At 39.2% G+C, this 16021-nt stretch carries 18 protein-coding genes; 1 reads left to right on the top strand and 17 read right to left on the bottom strand.

The features are described 5' to 3' along the window. Nucleotides 1–984 precede the first annotated feature (984 nt). From PHV30_09185 to PHV30_09150, 8 genes are all read right to left on the bottom strand, one after another. Entirely contained in the window at nucleotides 985–1983 is a 999-nt protein-coding gene (locus PHV30_09185; GenBank protein ID MDD5457193.1) for a hypothetical protein, read from the bottom strand. A 201-nt stretch (nucleotides 1984–2184) separates the two neighbouring features. Next, nucleotides 2185–2517, bottom strand: a complete 333-nt coding sequence (locus PHV30_09180; GenBank protein MDD5457192.1) for a hypothetical protein — start codon at nucleotides 2515–2517, stop codon at nucleotides 2185–2187. Between the two features lie 42 nt (nucleotides 2518–2559). After that, complete coding sequence (locus tag PHV30_09175) at nucleotides 2560–4002, bottom strand: ParB/RepB/Spo0J family partition protein (GenBank protein ID MDD5457191.1); 1443 nt, start codon at nucleotides 4000–4002, stop codon at nucleotides 2560–2562. Beyond that, nucleotides 3999–4616 (bottom strand): hypothetical protein, encoded by a 618-nt coding sequence (locus tag PHV30_09170; GenBank protein MDD5457190.1) that lies wholly within the window; start codon nucleotides 4614–4616, stop codon nucleotides 3999–4001. The genes PHV30_09175 and PHV30_09170 overlap by 4 nt, the downstream gene beginning before the upstream one ends. A 1-nt stretch (nucleotide 4617) precedes the next feature. After that, on the bottom strand, nucleotides 4618–4752 hold the full coding sequence (locus PHV30_09165; GenBank protein MDD5457189.1) for a hypothetical protein: 135 nt from the start codon (nucleotides 4750–4752) through the stop codon (nucleotides 4618–4620). Nucleotide 4753: 1 nt separating this feature from the next. Beyond that, complete coding sequence (locus PHV30_09160) at nucleotides 4754–4981, bottom strand: hypothetical protein (protein MDD5457188.1); 228 nt, start codon at nucleotides 4979–4981, stop codon at nucleotides 4754–4756. A 521-nt stretch (nucleotides 4982–5502) separates the two neighbouring features. Then, a complete protein-coding gene (locus PHV30_09155; protein ID MDD5457187.1) occupies nucleotides 5503–5625 on the bottom strand; it encodes a hypothetical protein in 123 nt (40 codons plus the stop codon). 44 nt (nucleotides 5626–5669) lie between these two features. Then, on the bottom strand, nucleotides 5670–5918 hold the full coding sequence (locus tag PHV30_09150) for a hypothetical protein (GenBank protein MDD5457186.1): 249 nt from the start codon (nucleotides 5916–5918) through the stop codon (nucleotides 5670–5672). A gap of 646 nt (nucleotides 5919–6564) precedes the next feature. Here PHV30_09150 and PHV30_09145 point away from each other — a divergent pair. Continuing rightward, the gene (locus PHV30_09145; GenBank protein ID MDD5457185.1) at nucleotides 6565–7209 is read left to right on the top strand and encodes a hypothetical protein; all 645 of its coding nucleotides are present in this window, start codon (nucleotides 6565–6567) and stop codon (nucleotides 7207–7209) included. A 32-nt stretch (nucleotides 7210–7241) separates the two neighbouring features. Here PHV30_09145 and PHV30_09140 read toward each other — a convergent pair whose 3' ends face one another. The 9 genes from PHV30_09140 to PHV30_09100 all read right to left on the bottom strand — a co-directional run bounded on the left by PHV30_09140 (nucleotide 7242) and on the right by PHV30_09100 (nucleotide 15805). Beyond that, on the bottom strand, nucleotides 7242–7640 hold the full coding sequence (locus tag PHV30_09140) for a hypothetical protein (protein ID MDD5457184.1): 399 nt from the start codon (nucleotides 7638–7640) through the stop codon (nucleotides 7242–7244). After that, nucleotides 7637–8365, bottom strand: coding sequence for a hypothetical protein (locus PHV30_09135; protein MDD5457183.1), 729 nt, complete (start codon nucleotides 8363–8365; stop codon nucleotides 7637–7639). The genes PHV30_09140 and PHV30_09135 overlap by 4 nt, the downstream gene beginning before the upstream one ends. Nucleotides 8366–8530: 165 nt before the next feature. Then, nucleotides 8531–9190, bottom strand: a complete 660-nt coding sequence (locus PHV30_09130; protein MDD5457182.1) for a hypothetical protein — start codon at nucleotides 9188–9190, stop codon at nucleotides 8531–8533. Next, nucleotides 9191–10051 carry a hypothetical protein gene (locus tag PHV30_09125; protein ID MDD5457181.1) on the bottom strand — a complete coding sequence of 287 codons (861 nt, stop codon included), beginning with the start codon at nucleotides 10049–10051 and terminating at the stop codon, nucleotides 9191–9193. Then, nucleotides 10048–10374 carry a hypothetical protein gene (locus tag PHV30_09120; GenBank protein ID MDD5457180.1) on the bottom strand — a complete coding sequence of 109 codons (327 nt, stop codon included), beginning with the start codon at nucleotides 10372–10374 and terminating at the stop codon, nucleotides 10048–10050. The genes PHV30_09125 and PHV30_09120 overlap by 4 nt, the downstream gene beginning before the upstream one ends. Beyond that, nucleotides 10371–10643 carry a hypothetical protein gene (locus tag PHV30_09115; protein ID MDD5457179.1) on the bottom strand — a complete coding sequence of 91 codons (273 nt, stop codon included), beginning with the start codon at nucleotides 10641–10643 and terminating at the stop codon, nucleotides 10371–10373. Before PHV30_09115 ends, PHV30_09120 begins: the two co-directional genes overlap by 4 nt. Further along, nucleotides 10640–12172 (bottom strand): hypothetical protein, encoded by a 1533-nt coding sequence (locus PHV30_09110; GenBank protein ID MDD5457178.1) that lies wholly within the window; start codon nucleotides 12170–12172, stop codon nucleotides 10640–10642. Before PHV30_09110 ends, PHV30_09115 begins: the two co-directional genes overlap by 4 nt. A gap of 381 nt (nucleotides 12173–12553) precedes the next feature. Next, nucleotides 12554–14830: a hypothetical protein gene (locus tag PHV30_09105; protein ID MDD5457177.1), complete on the bottom strand. Its 2277-nt coding sequence runs from the start codon at nucleotides 14828–14830 to the stop codon at nucleotides 12554–12556. A gap of 81 nt (nucleotides 14831–14911) precedes the next feature. Further along, on the bottom strand, nucleotides 14912–15805 hold the full coding sequence (locus tag PHV30_09100) for a tyrosine-type recombinase/integrase (GenBank protein ID MDD5457176.1): 894 nt from the start codon (nucleotides 15803–15805) through the stop codon (nucleotides 14912–14914). Nucleotides 15806–16021: the final 216 nt, after the last annotated feature.

Genomic DNA, 16021 nt, shown 5'->3' with positions numbered 1-16021 from the left:
AGCTCTTTCTATAGTCAAACGCATAATTCACACCAAAAAACAAAAAGGGGATATATAACCATCAGTTTTTAGGCTTCTATTTAGGCTACTGTATAGCGTCATACAACCGTTATATTCATTATTAATGTAACATAAACCTTTCGTTTAAAGGTTGCTGATAGCGGTTTTAATATTGATGAAAACAGCATATTTATAAGACATAATCTTATAATATTCGACAATCAACGTAACGCATTTCGACAGCTCCACGCTTAACGATTCTACTTTTATATAAATCCTGCACTTTGCGAAGTTTGATTTTTCGATACGCTGTAATGCTGTGGTGAAAAACTCACCACCCACCCTAACAACCTACTAGTCCCGCTCACGCCAGCCGGCTTAAGCGCCCTCTGCCCGGCAGGTCGCCCTTCGGGCTGGGCTCCGCACCAGCCTCGCTCCGCTCGGCGACCTGCCCGGCATTGGTGAGGTTGGGCGACATTTCGAACTGCGAAACGTCGCCTACGCAAGCCACGACGAATTATCAGGATGGCAGGGGCTATCTTCGCTTCGCTGCGCCACACCCCTGCACACAAAGTGTTTGTGCGCTTGGCGCAGGAACAACCCTTCGGGACGTTTTTTACCGCGCTTGGGGGACTTGGGGGCTTTTCATGTCTGAACGTTTGTATGACCCGAACCCTTCCGGGTTGGATTAATTACATTGTTTTTTATATAAATAGTTTGTATTGTTTTAGCATAGTGGTTTTTTTCCTGTAAAAAAGATATCCAAGCTAATTTTATTTATTTTATAAAAGTCGTTGTGTAATTATTATAGCAGTATTTTAGCAGGGGCAGAGATGCCCCTTTACGAGCTGCTACAACAATTCTCTTTTATCAAGCAATCAGATGTGTGGGTCCTCGAGCTATCAACGGCGCTGCCTGCGGGCAGCCCTTCGGGTTTGAACCAAACAAAAAGGCTACTACGCTTTAGCGCGGTAGCAGGTTATTTTACAATTTTTCTAAGATACCTGGCAAGAACAATTCTGTCCCTTTTGGTTTGTATAAATTCAGTGTCGATTTTATCCACGGAGCTACCTTGTAAATCCCTCTTTTCCGAACACCAATATCATCCTCAACAAAATCTAAGAGCCCTTTTTTCATTAATGAACGCCGTAAATTATGTGTTTCCCTCGAGCTCTCAAAAATATCTGTATTTCTCAATGAATAAATTGTTTCTTCAGATATTCCAGTAGCCATAGCAATTCTCTTAACAATATCCTCTAAATTAACGTCAAACCGGTTTACCATCCTGAAATAGTCTCGATCTCTCAGCTGCTTATGCACCCACTCTATAACACAATGCTGCCCTGCTCTCCCATAAGAATCTATATCCAGAACATACTGGATGCTGTCCCAAGAAATAGTAAACTCTATCCGAACCAAACCAAATGATTTCTGATAAAATTTTATTTGCATTTTTTCATCCGAATACCCGGAATCCACCTTATTAATGTAACTAGTATCAAAACAATCTTCAGCATATATCTCACAATTCAAGCCATTAGGAAGCCTCACATCTAATCCAGTCCCTCCCTGTAGGTACAACGTCCCTGATTGTGTATTGTATTTCCGAAAATTCACGCCCTGGACATCCAGACGGGAAGCGATATCATCGACCGAGCAGGGAAAAACTTCATGTGCTATCTCGAGTTGCACAACCTTAATGCCGATATCTTCGAGCTCCGCACCCCAATAAGATTTAACAAGCTTCGCATACAAAGTTTTTGAAGCATCAATAAATTCTTGCAAAGCATTAACATAATCGTCAATAGTCAAAGTGCATTCAAGGGGCATGAAATTTGTATCCTTCAGCACCATTGAAGGCTGCACATGTATGTTTCTCTTTTCCTGAAGATACCTGATCAGATTGAAATAGACAAAAAGAGTCCGGGTCCCTTTTAATCTCAATTCCCAAAAAGAATAATCTCCCTCCTCATGCCTTAACACTTCCTCGAAACGCCCACCTTTAACCCTACTTCGCGAAACATGATTTACATACTGATCACGCAGGACCTTATCAAAAGGATGATTTTGAGTGCAATACTTACGATCATAAACAACAAGAAAAACCTTATCCAGACAAATTCTTTCTACATCAAACCTGTCTTCCGACAGAGCTTTATAAAAATGTTCAGGTGAAGGCATTCGTTAAAATGCCTCCAATCCTGATATCTTCGCTTTTTCAAGTTCAAGCTGGGTATTGAAATGTTCCTTATTCTGCTGTATCCCGGCTATTATCTTCCGGAACGTGACATACGAGAACCTTACCCAGTCCTTTTTTGGATCTCCCGAATTGTCTATCTTAAAGCCAACCTGGGCTTCATAAGAAGCACCGCCATTCTTTCCTGGTGTTTCTGTCCCAAGGACAACGAAAATACCATCTACCGAGAAAGAAGGATCTTTCTTTGGCTCAGCTCCTAAAGGACCACCCGGCTTTGTATTATCTATATTAGGCCTTGGCCTTGGCTGTGATTTTTCCATTCTATTCACCTCCTTTCATCCCATCATCTGAATTGATGAACATCAAACCCCCAATTCTTCCAAGAACTTATCCATAGCTTCCACAGTCGGATCACCACATTCAAAGTTCTCTGCAACAATAAGACGAATTAATGCTTTGGGAATGTCATCATCCGGAATCTTTGAGATATCGACATTTCCTTCTTCGTCTGTTGCTCCATCCCACAATTTCAAACCTTCTTCAGCTATGGAGGCAAGGGGACCCTCGGCTAATCTCAAAACTATCGATCTCAGTACCTTGATATCAATAGCAACAAGACATTCCAGTTTATGGTCACAAATTAACCAGGCTTCTTCTTCAGCTACTTCTTCAGCTACTTCTAGCAGCCTTTGCTTTTCTGTGTTCCAAACTTTTTCCTTTTTGTCAAAGCACTTCACATCGAGACAAATCAGTTCCTTATCTTTATCCTTCTTGCATTTATCACATGAAGTACAGGCTGTTTGGTCCCAGCTTGCATTTTTAAGGACCATATAGGTCCCATAACTCATTTTAGAAATATCGACTTTGTCTTTATTCAGGAGATTACGAGCTTTTTTATCTTCAGCGAGCTCATATGCTTTCTGTGCTGCAGCAAGCTTTACGGACCAACAATTCTGATTGATACACACCCGGTTCTTTTCATCTTTGTAGCTTAGTACCTGCCTGAAATCATTACAGTCTGGACAGAGACCAAAATCAAAGAAATCCCGAAATTTCTTAATCTCATATGAAAAATCATCTAAGTTTAGAGCGGCTTCTGAACTCCTCAACGTCCCCCAAACAATATCATCTTCAAGGTCCTTCACTGTAACAGGACCATCAAAAAGGACTTCTTTCAAATTAGTGATCATATCCTCAAAAACAGAATATCCAATGAAAGACAACAGGACATTAACATGACTCGGAGTTATTTCTTGCGAAATAATCATAGCCTTCAATTCTTCCGGAGCCTCAAGCAGCCTGAGACGATTGGCTACATACGCCTGGCTCATTCCCATCTTCTTGGCAAGCTCTGTCTGAGTTACGGCGCCATCGTCAAGGACCTGCTTGATTCCTGCAGCTTCTTCCAGAGGAGAGAAATCCTTGCGATGTAGATTATCCAGAAAGATCAAGAGTTTTGCATCCTGATCATTTACATACTGAATAGACACAGGCACGAACTTAAAATTAAGGTCCTGAGCAGCTCTAAGCCTTCTATGGCCAGCTATGAGCTGGTAGCGATCACCTACAGCTCTGACCAGAAGAGGTTCATGCTTGAAGAAACCATTTTCCTTCATGCTCTGCTTGAGCTCACCAAAAGCCTCATCCTTATATGAATCTTCACCGCGAGGGTTCCAGCCAGTCAGATCTATCAGGGAGATATCCATCTCTTTTGACTGGCTTGCAGCTACCTTTACCGCTTTTACAAAAGCAGCATCTAATTTTTTTGATTCTTTTGGTTTTTTAACATCTTTCTTTTTACTCATGTCAACACCTTCTTTTTCAAAACATCGGCAATAGCAGTAACAGCAGAAGGAGGACGCAGGAATACTCCACCCTCAACAGAAGAGCGGAAGAGAAGCCCTTGTGATATCATTTTCATAACTTCCTTAAAAATAGTCTCTTTAGATATTCCTGTCTGCAGGTGAACGCGCTGGATGCAGACATTCATCTGATATCCACGAAAGTCGATATCGGTTACCTTGCGTACGAAACCATAAATGATATTTTCAAGAGACTGATCAGATGAAATTATCTTTGGTTTTGAATAATAGTTTATAGTCGACTTTTTATAAAAATTATGTTCATAGCGTCCCATATAAAAATGAGTAAAATAGCACCACATACACAGATTAATAATATTATGATGTGACTCTTCTGTACAGATTTTAGGATCAGGATTGAAAATATGCCCCATTTCATGAATTTCTAAACCTTTCAGATCTGCACACAAAAAGAACAAATCAGTATCATCAAAGCTTTTTCCATTTTTGTCATTATATAGCTGCACGTCGTATTTCATAGCAGTCAGATTGATAAAAACTTCCCCATCCTTAGCAAATGCCTGAATATCTTCAGATTCAAGAAAAACAAAGTCCATTTCAATCCCCTCTAAAAAACCTTAAAAATTTAGGATTTACTTTATAAATTACTTTTCCTTCCCTTACTCCAACATTATAAAATAAATAATTATTCCCACCTGAAAACTTTGTTTTTTGTGTTAAAACAGATTCCATTTCAATCCCCTACCGCATACCAGGGCTTTTCATAATGAAAAGGAGCGCCAGCAGAAACAGAAGGTACAGCCAAATCTGCTGGCACAGGTAAATCTTGAATAGGAAGAGAGATAGAAGGCTCTTTTTCATTCTCTACTAATAAAAACCTTGTTTGATAACTTGGAAGCGTGGTTTTTACTTTGACTTCCCAGCATAGTTCCTGACATTCGTGACAGGATTCAAGACACATTAATATTCATCCTCTTCACGAATAGAACATCCAAGCCTACACCCCTTACATGCGTACTGAGCAATCTGAAAGTCCCCACTCTTGATAGCTCGCTCTACGGACACAATCATACCATTTGGATATTTTTCAACTCTATCACATTTATCTGCCATTATTTTCCCTTCCTCTAAGCATTCCTAGCTCTTACCCTCACAGCCAGACTGAAATTTCGTTCAAGTTCCCTGCTCACTGCACGCGCCCGGGCATTTTCTGCATCTCTGGCTATCATTTCAAGCTCGCTCGCAGTCCTGCGCCTTGAATTGATGTAATTTGAAATTTCGGCAGGGGTCATTTATGCGACCTCAAATAATGAGCAATATCCAGGTCAACAAAATCGTCCATACACACACCCTTATACAGGTTCTCTTTTGGAACTTGACTAACCGGAATAGAGCGCGGCAAAGTATCACACAATTCACACTCAGAATAATCGCCGCACTGACCCACAATATCAAGCCGTTTAGAAACAGGGCACTCAGGCATTATGCCACCACCGGACGGACTTTAAGGAACTTCCCCTGTTCATCCCTGTCATGCTCAAGCACTATACGTTCAACTCCATCAAAAAGAGAATCACGAGTGAATTTTGGTATGCGTACCTTCATTTGACCTGTTCTCTTGACTCTCTCTAAATGATACTCTGCGACCATCATTCCACCTCATCCAAGCGTTTCTGAACAGGTATAGATTGCAACCCGTGCCTTTCAAGACAGTCAAACGCAGCATGTATAGCATCAGAGATATTTGACCTATTGATTCCCTGTCTAAGAAAACCATCACGCTTTTTGACTATCCCATTCAACTCTTCACAAAACTTCTTAGCACGGGCTTTATCCCCTAAAATAAGCCGAGCCTTTGTAGCCTCATATTTTTTAGGTTCGCAATCTATTTCACTCATACCTTTCGCACCTGTTATTTTATGTCGCTCTGATAAAACGACAATTCTATAATGCTCATAATCCCATATATACTTTACTCATTGAGCAAAGACTTTGAACAATCTTTAAATAATATTAACCCATATCAAAAATGGGCGCGGTGAAACTTGCTGATAACAGGTTTCTTAAACGGAGCACAACTGGGTTTTTTTAAAATCCTTTTGCACCACTCCAGACCGCGCCTAATTTAAAATAAGATATTAAATAAGATAGGTAAGCAGAGTGAAAGTAATATGTGGAATACTAATACAACCATAGCAGGTAATTATTTCCAAGAACACACTGAAAACCTTTTTGATAAAAATTTTTTTAGAATAATAGACCGCTCGATAACAAAAGACCCTGACCTTGTTATTGAATATATTCTAACAAAAGAAAAATTTTGTGTAGAGTGTAAGTTCAATTCAAATACACCTCTAAACAATAAATTACATTGGACTGATCGTAAACATATGTCGCATTATCAATCTTTTGCATATTATCATAATATACCCACTTTCATAGTAATAGGGCTCGAAGGAATGCCTACGAATCCTAAAAGAGTATTTTGCATTCCTCTCAATAAAATAAGATTCTGTAATCTCTGGATGTCTTTTTTAGAACAATATGAACGAAAACTTAATCAAAAATTTTTCTGGAAAAATGGAAATCTTGAATGAAAATAAAAAAAGGATGAAATTGATGTCAAAAAATAGCAAATTTCTATTAATTTCAATCTTACTGATACTGATAACAGGTTGTATCAACATCAACGTAACACCACAAAATTCAGGACAAAATACACCTGAAACTACCTCGAATTTCTTTAAAACAACAAAGAACATAGATACAAGCAGGCTGGATTCAGAAAAGATAATACTCAGTGAAACAGAAACAAAAGAAGTTCTCGGACCGGATTGGATCCAGAAAGCAAACCAAAACAATAATATTTATTCTGTAAGAGCTTATGAGAAACAAAACACCTACTATAAAAAACCGCCATATGCATCAATAGGAGTATTTGTCATGCCAAATACAACCTCTACATACCAACTCTATGAAATGCCATTCCCTGGATTTAATGCAACCCCAACAGAAAAAATAAGCCTCGGAGATTCAGGAAAAATCTTCCAGACTACAGAAGGAACTATGATAATTTTCAAACAAAACACAATTGTTGTGACAGTCAGTACATCAACAGACTTAGATACTGCTAAAATCCTTGCCGAAAAACAAGAAGCCAAAATCAAAGGGATAATCTCAAAAATTTGAAAAAAAAAGGAGTGCGCACTCCTTTGTTCTTCTTACCTGTATCTGCCGGTTGACTTTTGCATCTTCACGTATTTCACGATTATAAGTACATCAGCAATGACGAACATCAGTCCCAGGAAAACAGTAGCCAAAGTTGTCACTATTGGGCTTGTTCCCGGAGGGAATGAATAGTTAATCATCATTCCGATGCCGTAAAACTCAAAAGTCCCTGCTACAACCGCGCCGATACCGAGTTCTATGAACTCTTCCGCGATTGACATTGAAGCCATAGCAGACTGATCACCTATCATCCTCTTTACACCTGCAGAATACAGATTTGCAAGGAAAAAAAGACGGGCCTGCTCATACACTCCGGAAAACTTAGCTGTCATTTCTGTGAAAGCATTCCAGAGTGCCACCAGCCATATTTTTATAGTTGTCACAATTCTCATTTTCTCACCTCCCCCCCAGTCAATGCATTTGCAATTTGAAGAGTGTCAAAACCCGAAAGAATTTCTTGTCCAGTCGGATTATTATAATTAATGACTTTATAAATCCCCACAAACTCATTTCCCCCGGTAAACTGTAATATTGCAATTTTCACAGGTACACCTTTGCTATTTCCCCTAGGGTTATCCCTTGTCAAATCAGTCCATAATATCCAGGGAACAAAGATTTCATCACAGAGATTCACAAGATCCGGAGGAACCATGTTTATGATTCTCTGACTTGTTATGTCAATCTGATTCTCTTTTTTTCCGCCTTCATTAGCAACCTCGGATGCCAGGGATGCAGTTTTATCTTTCCAGTTTTTGATTGTCTTTCTAAGATCGTCAACAAGACAATGTGTTTTCTGCATTTTATTAAGGCTCCCCATAGACGTAAGAATATTATCAGTCCATTTTAGTTTTAGGTTTCCTGCAATCTGACCGCCTCTTATATGTGTCAAGAAAAGAAGAGTAACCCCGACGACTGTCTTTCCTACACTTGTAGGCTGTATTATCCCGAATTCCCCGTTGCGAATAATACCAAGACCAAGCTTACAAACAGGCCTGCTTTTCCAACCTGAAAAAGTCCAATACCAGCGATCTAATGCAGAGCTCTGCTGTAGCTCTTCCATCAGACCGAACGGATCACTGGCATTGTTCAAGGTCCCGGTTATTATCCGAAGAGCCATTTATGGCGCTCCTCTAGTGTCCCATGAGTTACCCTTCCTGTTCTTGTGACCTTCCCCTTTCTTGTTGTAGTGGTCACGCTGTCTATTCGTCATATATTTCCATGGCACTTCAGGCATTTTGTATTCAACCTCCTCTGACGGAATTACGATCCTGATCAGTAAAACTCATACATCCTCTGTTACAGCATCTACCACTGCCTTAATCTTTGTCGGTTTTTCAACAAGTTTTTTCTTTTCATATCCTGTGAATTCAAGGTCTGGCGGTCTCACATGATTCTCAAGATGAGACATACCATGAACCTGACCGCCTTTACTATGAATTTCCTCAACTCTCGACTTCCCGCCTTCCGCTGCCAGCCGTGCAGTCAGGATAGACCTGGTCCTTACTCCGTCAATATCCGGAAAAATCTCATATCCTGTTTTACCACGGAATTCAAAAAGTTCCGGGTAAACTTCATAACCTTCAAGTTCCTCTGGATAACGCCCTTCATTGTCCTGTAAATATTGTAAGGAAACAAAAACAGAACAAGGACCGTAGTAATGCTGGATAGAAAGAGATTTGTAAAATTTCTGAACAAAAGGCTCAACCATCTTTTCAACGTCTTCAAAGCTTGAAAACCGTGTTTTCGTAAGCACACCTTCGTATTCCCCAGTAATATCCCGGACTCCGGTACGGACTGAAAACATCTGTGAATCATCCTGGTTACCGGACTCTAATCCGAGATCACCTTCTATTTCTCGCGCCTTTTCGATTTTTACGAGACGATCCACTTCTGACTTCTGAACTCTCAGCAAGTCTAAAATCTCATCCATCTTATCAGGCATTTATGTCCCTCCGATAATTACTATCTCACCAGATTTAGACTGATTCAGAGCATAAAGATAATTTAGAATGAAAGTAGTATCTTTATGCTGCAAATAAGAAACGACTGCAATCACAACTATCACAGCTACAAACCCGACAATAATCCAAAAGTTCGTAGTATCAGGTTTAGGCTCCGTTTTTCTTCCTGCAGCAACCTTTGAAACAATAGACCAGAATGTCCTGGCTTGCATTCGTGGATTTTCCCACTGAGCGCCTTTATGAAAATCCTCAAGGGGTATGCAATAATCCACATCCCAATGCACTATATTTTTTGAGTTCTTCCAAGGCCAGAGATACATACCACCGTCATGCACCAGATAATCCCCCACTTTACGCGCCCACAAAGTAGTATCATAAACTTCATTCTGATTATGCAAAACTACCTGACGAAACCCAGCGCCGCCGCGATTAAACATTTTCCTGATGAATCCTGCCATATATCCATCAGAAATACAGTATTCAGGAAGATCCATCAAGAACTCCCTGAAAGCCTCTCTTTTCTTTTTATCCAGAGCATCAGAAAGAGCAATTTCTCTCTCGGGTCCAGTAAGACCCAACTTTTCAATTTTAGCAATTTCCCCAAGTGAAAGCTCGATACCCGAATAATCTCTTCCTTCTTTTGCTTTCAGTCTTTGCGCTTTAACCCTGAGAGCTGCATACGCCCTGCCAAGCCACGGATGGAAAATGAATACAGAAAATCCAGATTCTTTCCACAATCGATAAACCCCGAGACGGTTAAAAACAATAACTACAATGCAAATAACAGCTATCACTATGAATATGCCTTCATAATGAGCCATGAAAAATGTTGCAAAACTCATATTCTCACTCCATATTTATACAAAACAACAATTAAAGGCAAAAAGAACGCAGGAATAGCACAGATATAAGTAACGGTCTTGAAAAGTTTCAGCTTCATTATTCTTTTACCTTTTCCTTGCATATCGGACCAGAGAGGCAGCCTGTCAAAAGCACTGTCCTGGCACATCCAGATTGCCATCAGTTCAAGCCCCAAGAAAAGAAGGCTAAACCTGAATGTCATATCTATATACTGCATACCCAGGGAGTCCATTATATCGTTTAAAGAAATTACTTGATTATTTCGCAAGAAATAATCCGGTATCGGCGCTATATCAAGACTCATACTATATCCTCCGTAATAAGCGCCTTCGGTTTCCTGCCTGCTTTAATTGCCAGCATAGCAGTCTTTGCCGCCCCAAAAAATGCCAGTATCAAAAAGACAAATTGCATCCAATTGATTAATCCGGGTGGCAACACAAAAAAATAATCAATATTTGGAACAATTGAACCTATGATAATACTGAGAAACAGCATTATATAGACATTCCGCACGTCATAGACTAACACCAATACAATAAAAACTACCATTAAGCTAATTAGAGAGTCATTCATTTTTTCGACCTCATCCATGCAACCAAACCAAAAACTAAAAATAAAAAGAGTAACTCTTCTACCTGTATGTTATCTACCTCATAGTTCTTTTTTGAAACACCATCGTACAACAAAGTAATGTTAACCGCATTCGAATTATTAAAGAACTTTATAAAAGTATAGTTCGAATAACCGTAAGAAACAACAGTAAAATTGTGAGTTGACTGATTCAGATAAGGACCTATGCTGTAAGACCCAGTCATTGCAGAACTCATAGTATAATTTGACACGTTGCCTGTTTCATATATCAAAGCAGAAACAGGCAATCCAAGCTGGTTTTTCACAGTCCCTGAAAGCACAAAACTACCAGGACCAAGAAAAGTCAAAGAAGAATTATAAACAACAACAGGCTCTGGCGAAACGTATTTGCGGACACGGAAATCGTCAAAATATGCATGATTGACATTGATGTTCCCTGCGCCAATCATTCTTATACCAGTTCCATCACTGGCTGACGGCGTAAAAGCAGATTTCGATATCGTTGCAGAAGAAGGACGCGATGTACCTTTTTGCCAGATCCTCACTTCCATCGAATTATCTGACGCAACCCGAATTTCTTGATTATACCAAGTATCAAGCGTGAACACAAAAGGAACAGCAGATGTTACCTGAGAGCCACCATCATATACATACAAATTTGCATTGTTGTATATAACCCAACCATACCCATAATTAATCCAATTGCCCGCGCCTGTTGACCTCAGTAACACACCACCATAAGGCTCACTGGCTGAAATCAATTGGAAATCAGATGCAAGAACAATAGAATTTACAGCCCCTGTTGCTGGATTATATACCGCCCCATCAACAGACGTATCCGCCAACAACGCTCTATTTCCTGATATTAAAGCACTACCTGAAATAGTCGCCCATCCATTTCCCAATGCGCCATCTGCCCTGTTGAAATCATCATAAAACAGAAACGTATTCGTGCCATTACTCGCACTTGAATACGAATTAGAAGAATTTACAGCTTTGCCAATTTGACTTTCGTTTCCAGTAAGATTAACCCATACAACGGTATTGGATTCATTCCAGTGAGGCAAATCCGTATAAGTTGAAAGATTTATCCACCTGTCAGAATTATTATATTTTCCAGTGTAATTCACAACACAATTCAGGCATGAATTCTGAATATCATAGACCTCAATCGTTTCCCATGAGCCATTCAGATACCATATGCTACAGTTCCCGCACATCTTGTTATTTCGCACGGAATAATCTTTCAGGCTTGCAGTTACGACATAAGTAAGACCACCAATATTTTGATAGCTAAAATCCTTGATATTCGGAACTCTCTCACTGTTGATCTTGGTCCAGATTGCATTCCTCTCCCCAACAGAGCCAAATGTAATATTCAACCGCCACTTGTTGAACTCATGCTCATGCAAAGGCTCATTAATTGTATATGCTCTTGCGGAATACGAAAGAGCAGAAATTATTAAAAGAACAATCCCGGCGGCAAGACAAAACTTACGCAAAAATAACATTATTGCTCGCTCTCCGTAGGTATCTTTGAAATAGCATAATTCAAAGTGAATAAAGACGATATCCAGCTTATAGGACGAATGAAAAATAAGTCAAGAAACAAATACAGATTAGCTGAGATTGGCTGTATCTCATAAAATAAAAACCCTTTCACAAGGAAAAAGGGGCTAATCCAACTGACCGCATCAAGTATCCAGTTGACCAAAAAAAACGCGCTGCTTACATCAGAAGGACTTTTTTCAGATACTTCAAGACCAGTCACTTTAACAGTTTGAGAGGTCCCGAGGTTCCAATAATATATCAATCCCCACATGGTCGAGAACATGAAAATCAAAGTCACGAACAGTCCTTCAAATGGTTTTACCATCCTGTGTTCAACCATGTTATCCACCCTCGGTTACAATTTTCTTTCCCTGATAAAATTTCACTCCGAGAAGGATAATTATAATAGCAATCACAAACATAGTATATGGTTCCCATAATCCTGCAATAGCTTCAAGAACAGCTAAAATCACAGCCGTGAGCTCTATGGGACGAGACCTATCCTCTCCCTGCTTTCCGCCAGATGCCACAGCATACACAACAAGCACCCATAGAATAATACCCCAAAATACAGGTAATACCATTATATTCAATAAGTTTGAACTCATTGATGAAGCAACTTCCCCCAAAGGCTTTCCCTGTGTTACCGTTACCGACGGAGTTCCACCAGGAACACAAACAGGAACATTTACATTCAAAATAAATTTATCGATACCATCAAAAGAAGTCAACCTCAATTCATAAGTACCAAACGTATTAAACATCAGAGAAATTGGAAAACCATCAACAGTACTTACATTATAAGACTTCAATTTTATTCCGTCTTTATAAACACTCAAAAAACTGGAATTGGGTGTAGTAACTATAGCAGTTGTTTTTTGCCCGACACATATATTATAATTTGACAGACTTAAAGCATATCCTTCCGCTGTCTTTGACAATATCGTAATATTGGTTTGAGCTAAAATATTCCCCGAACTATTAACCAATCTAAGGCTGTTATTACCAGCAATCCCGTATATGTCCCCCTGAAGTGACATACATCCGTAATCCACACCACAAGTCTGTTGAGTTGAAGACAATTGATAAAACTTTTTTCCCACCTGATCAGGCAAAAAGAAAGAAGAAGTCTCAAAGGATCTATCAAAATTATAAAGAGCTAAATATACCCGCGTTCCAGGTATGCTAAAATTGTTTTTATCGATACCATAGTCCGCTATAATATAATCCCCAAAAGCCAATGTGGTTTTATTCACAATCAAGTAAGATGAAGTTAAATTCGTAGTCGGAAAATTTGGAACCGCTGAAGCAGTAACATATTTAACAACAGCTTCCTGATGATTCAAATCATAAAGAACCAACTTATATTTTACAGTTCTGGAAGGAACAAAACTTACATTATACCAAGTATTTCCAGATATTGGAGCTGCTGACCAACTCCAGGAACCCCATGGTAAAGAACCAGCCGCGTATAACTCTAAAACATACTGATTCCGATCCCAATTATATATGAGCAAACCACGCTCAGAATTGGGAGTAAACCCAAACTTTACCTGGATTGTATTAAGAACACCTGTCATGAGTGTACCGGATGGAATTACAATACTGGAAGTACCTTCAGCAAGAACACGCAACGAGCTTGTAGCAAGCTCAGTTGGAGTGTAACCCAATATAGAACAACCAAAATAACATCCATCCCACCACTTCTCAAGAGTAACAACATAAGAGCCATCAGAAGTAACTTCAAAATAATCAAAACCGGTTTGACTACTTAAAGCATAACTAGCAAGTTCAGTCGAACCTTTTGAGATTTTAGCCCGCATTTGATAACTTAAGCCTAAATAAGTAGCAGTCCAATCAGAATCAGAAACAGCCCAATCGAAACGGACAACCCCATTTCCAACGCGTTCAGAAGATGCCCAGCTTATCGTATTAGTTGTACCAGGAAGCGCACCGGAAGATGTATATAAATTATCAAAATTACAATTAACAGTGCTCTGCCCATTAGTGAAATACGCTTTACAACCAAGAGATACCCGAGATGAATTTATTACAGGAAAATAAGAAAAAGTCTGAGAACTGACCAATAAAGAAGTCGCATTGTATATATTCACGGTAATACTATTACCACTTGTCGAAATCTTAATAGAGTACCATGTATTTGTGACGGGCAAAGACACACTATTAAAATATGGCAAGTCGCTCTGTGCCGTCAACTGACCATATCCCGAACTAACGCCTTGATATAGAGATACATAATGAGAACTTGAGCCGTTGTCCTCAAAATAAAACTTGGATTCAGCAGCAGAAACAGTATTTAGTTGAGAGTACATATCAATACTGAAATAATTAGGATTTGCCTCTACGGTATGTGAAAAACCACCAACCTCAGAAGAACCGAAAAGCGGCGCTGCTTTTGCACACGTCAGATATTGCGAGCTGTCCATTCCGGGAGTCGCAAACGTCCAATTACTGACACAGCCCGCAGAAACTGTATATCCAGCAAGCGAACCGCTATTGAAATTATCAGAAAAAGCAGAAGCAGGAACGCTAAGGAAAAGTAAGACAGGAACAGAAAACAAAAAATTAAACAATAAAAATGACTTAAATTTTGTCATGTGTAATAAACTAAAAAACAAAACCATATATAAACCCAACAGTTTTTAGGCTTCTATTTAGGCTGCTATATAACGTATATTTCAATTGGAAAAAGGATTTTTTTGATTATGGATTGATTTTATCTTTGTTTTATCCGTTCCAATATACCTTACAGTCGAGGTAATACTTTCATGTCTCATGAGCTCCTGGATGTTCTTGATATCCACATCCCTGGAAAACAAATGTGTCGCAAAACTCGCACGCAAACGATGCGTACCCTTGCCGAAATACTTCTTTACAACCCTGAGATAACCATTATAAGATAACTCCTTTCTATCCTGAGAATACCAGAGACGTTTACCATTCGGATAATTGGAATAATACCATTTTTTAAGACCCTTACATGTATCCATATCCATATAGACATACCCATCCTTGCCGCCTTTCCCTTTAGGAATATGAATCGCACCGGTTTCCCAGTCAATATCTTCCCCGGGGTTACAAGCCAAAGATTCAGATGCACGCCATCCGGTAACATAAGCCACACGGACTATAAAATAATTCCTTTCTGCAAGATCATAACGGTGAAATTTTCTTAACTCAAATATATCCGTATCAAGAACCTGCATTATTTCATTATGCGGTATGTAAACGACTTCCATCCTCGGAACACGGATGTTTTCAAGACGTCTTGTAGGGTCAGAAGCTATAAAATCATTCTTATACAAAAAGCTAAAAAATGCCTTGATGTTCGAAACATAATTCTTCCTTGTACTCAATTTAACGCCATTAGAGACAACAAAATCAAAGAAGCCTTCAATTATCTCACAAGACACAGCTTTGAAGTCCTGGAAGGCTTCTGGATGATTCTTAGAAAGCCAAAAAGCAAAGTATTGGTATAATAATTTCTTATTTTTGATGGTATTAACTGAAAAACCGCGTCTCAACATAGAAGCTTCATATTTTTCAAAAGCTCTTTCTATAGTCAAACGCATAATTCACACCAAAAAACAAAAAGGGGATATATAACCATCAGTTTTTAGGCTTCTATTTAGGCTACTGTATAGCGTCATACAACCGTTATATTCATTATTAATGAACACCATTTCCCAATTAAAAGGAGACTGAAGTCAACATCAAAAAGTATATTGGATATTTGTCATCATCAATAAATATATATACTTTTACCATAGAATAGCAAACCGGGAGAT

The sequence above is a fragment of the Candidatus Margulisiibacteriota bacterium genome (assembly GCA_028715625.1).
Taxonomy (GTDB): Bacteria; Margulisbacteria; Riflemargulisbacteria; order GWF2-35-9; family GWF2-35-9; genus JAQURL01.
The sequence above is the reverse complement of the archived record's forward strand: the minus strand, read 5'-3'. Positions and strand labels throughout refer to the sequence as shown.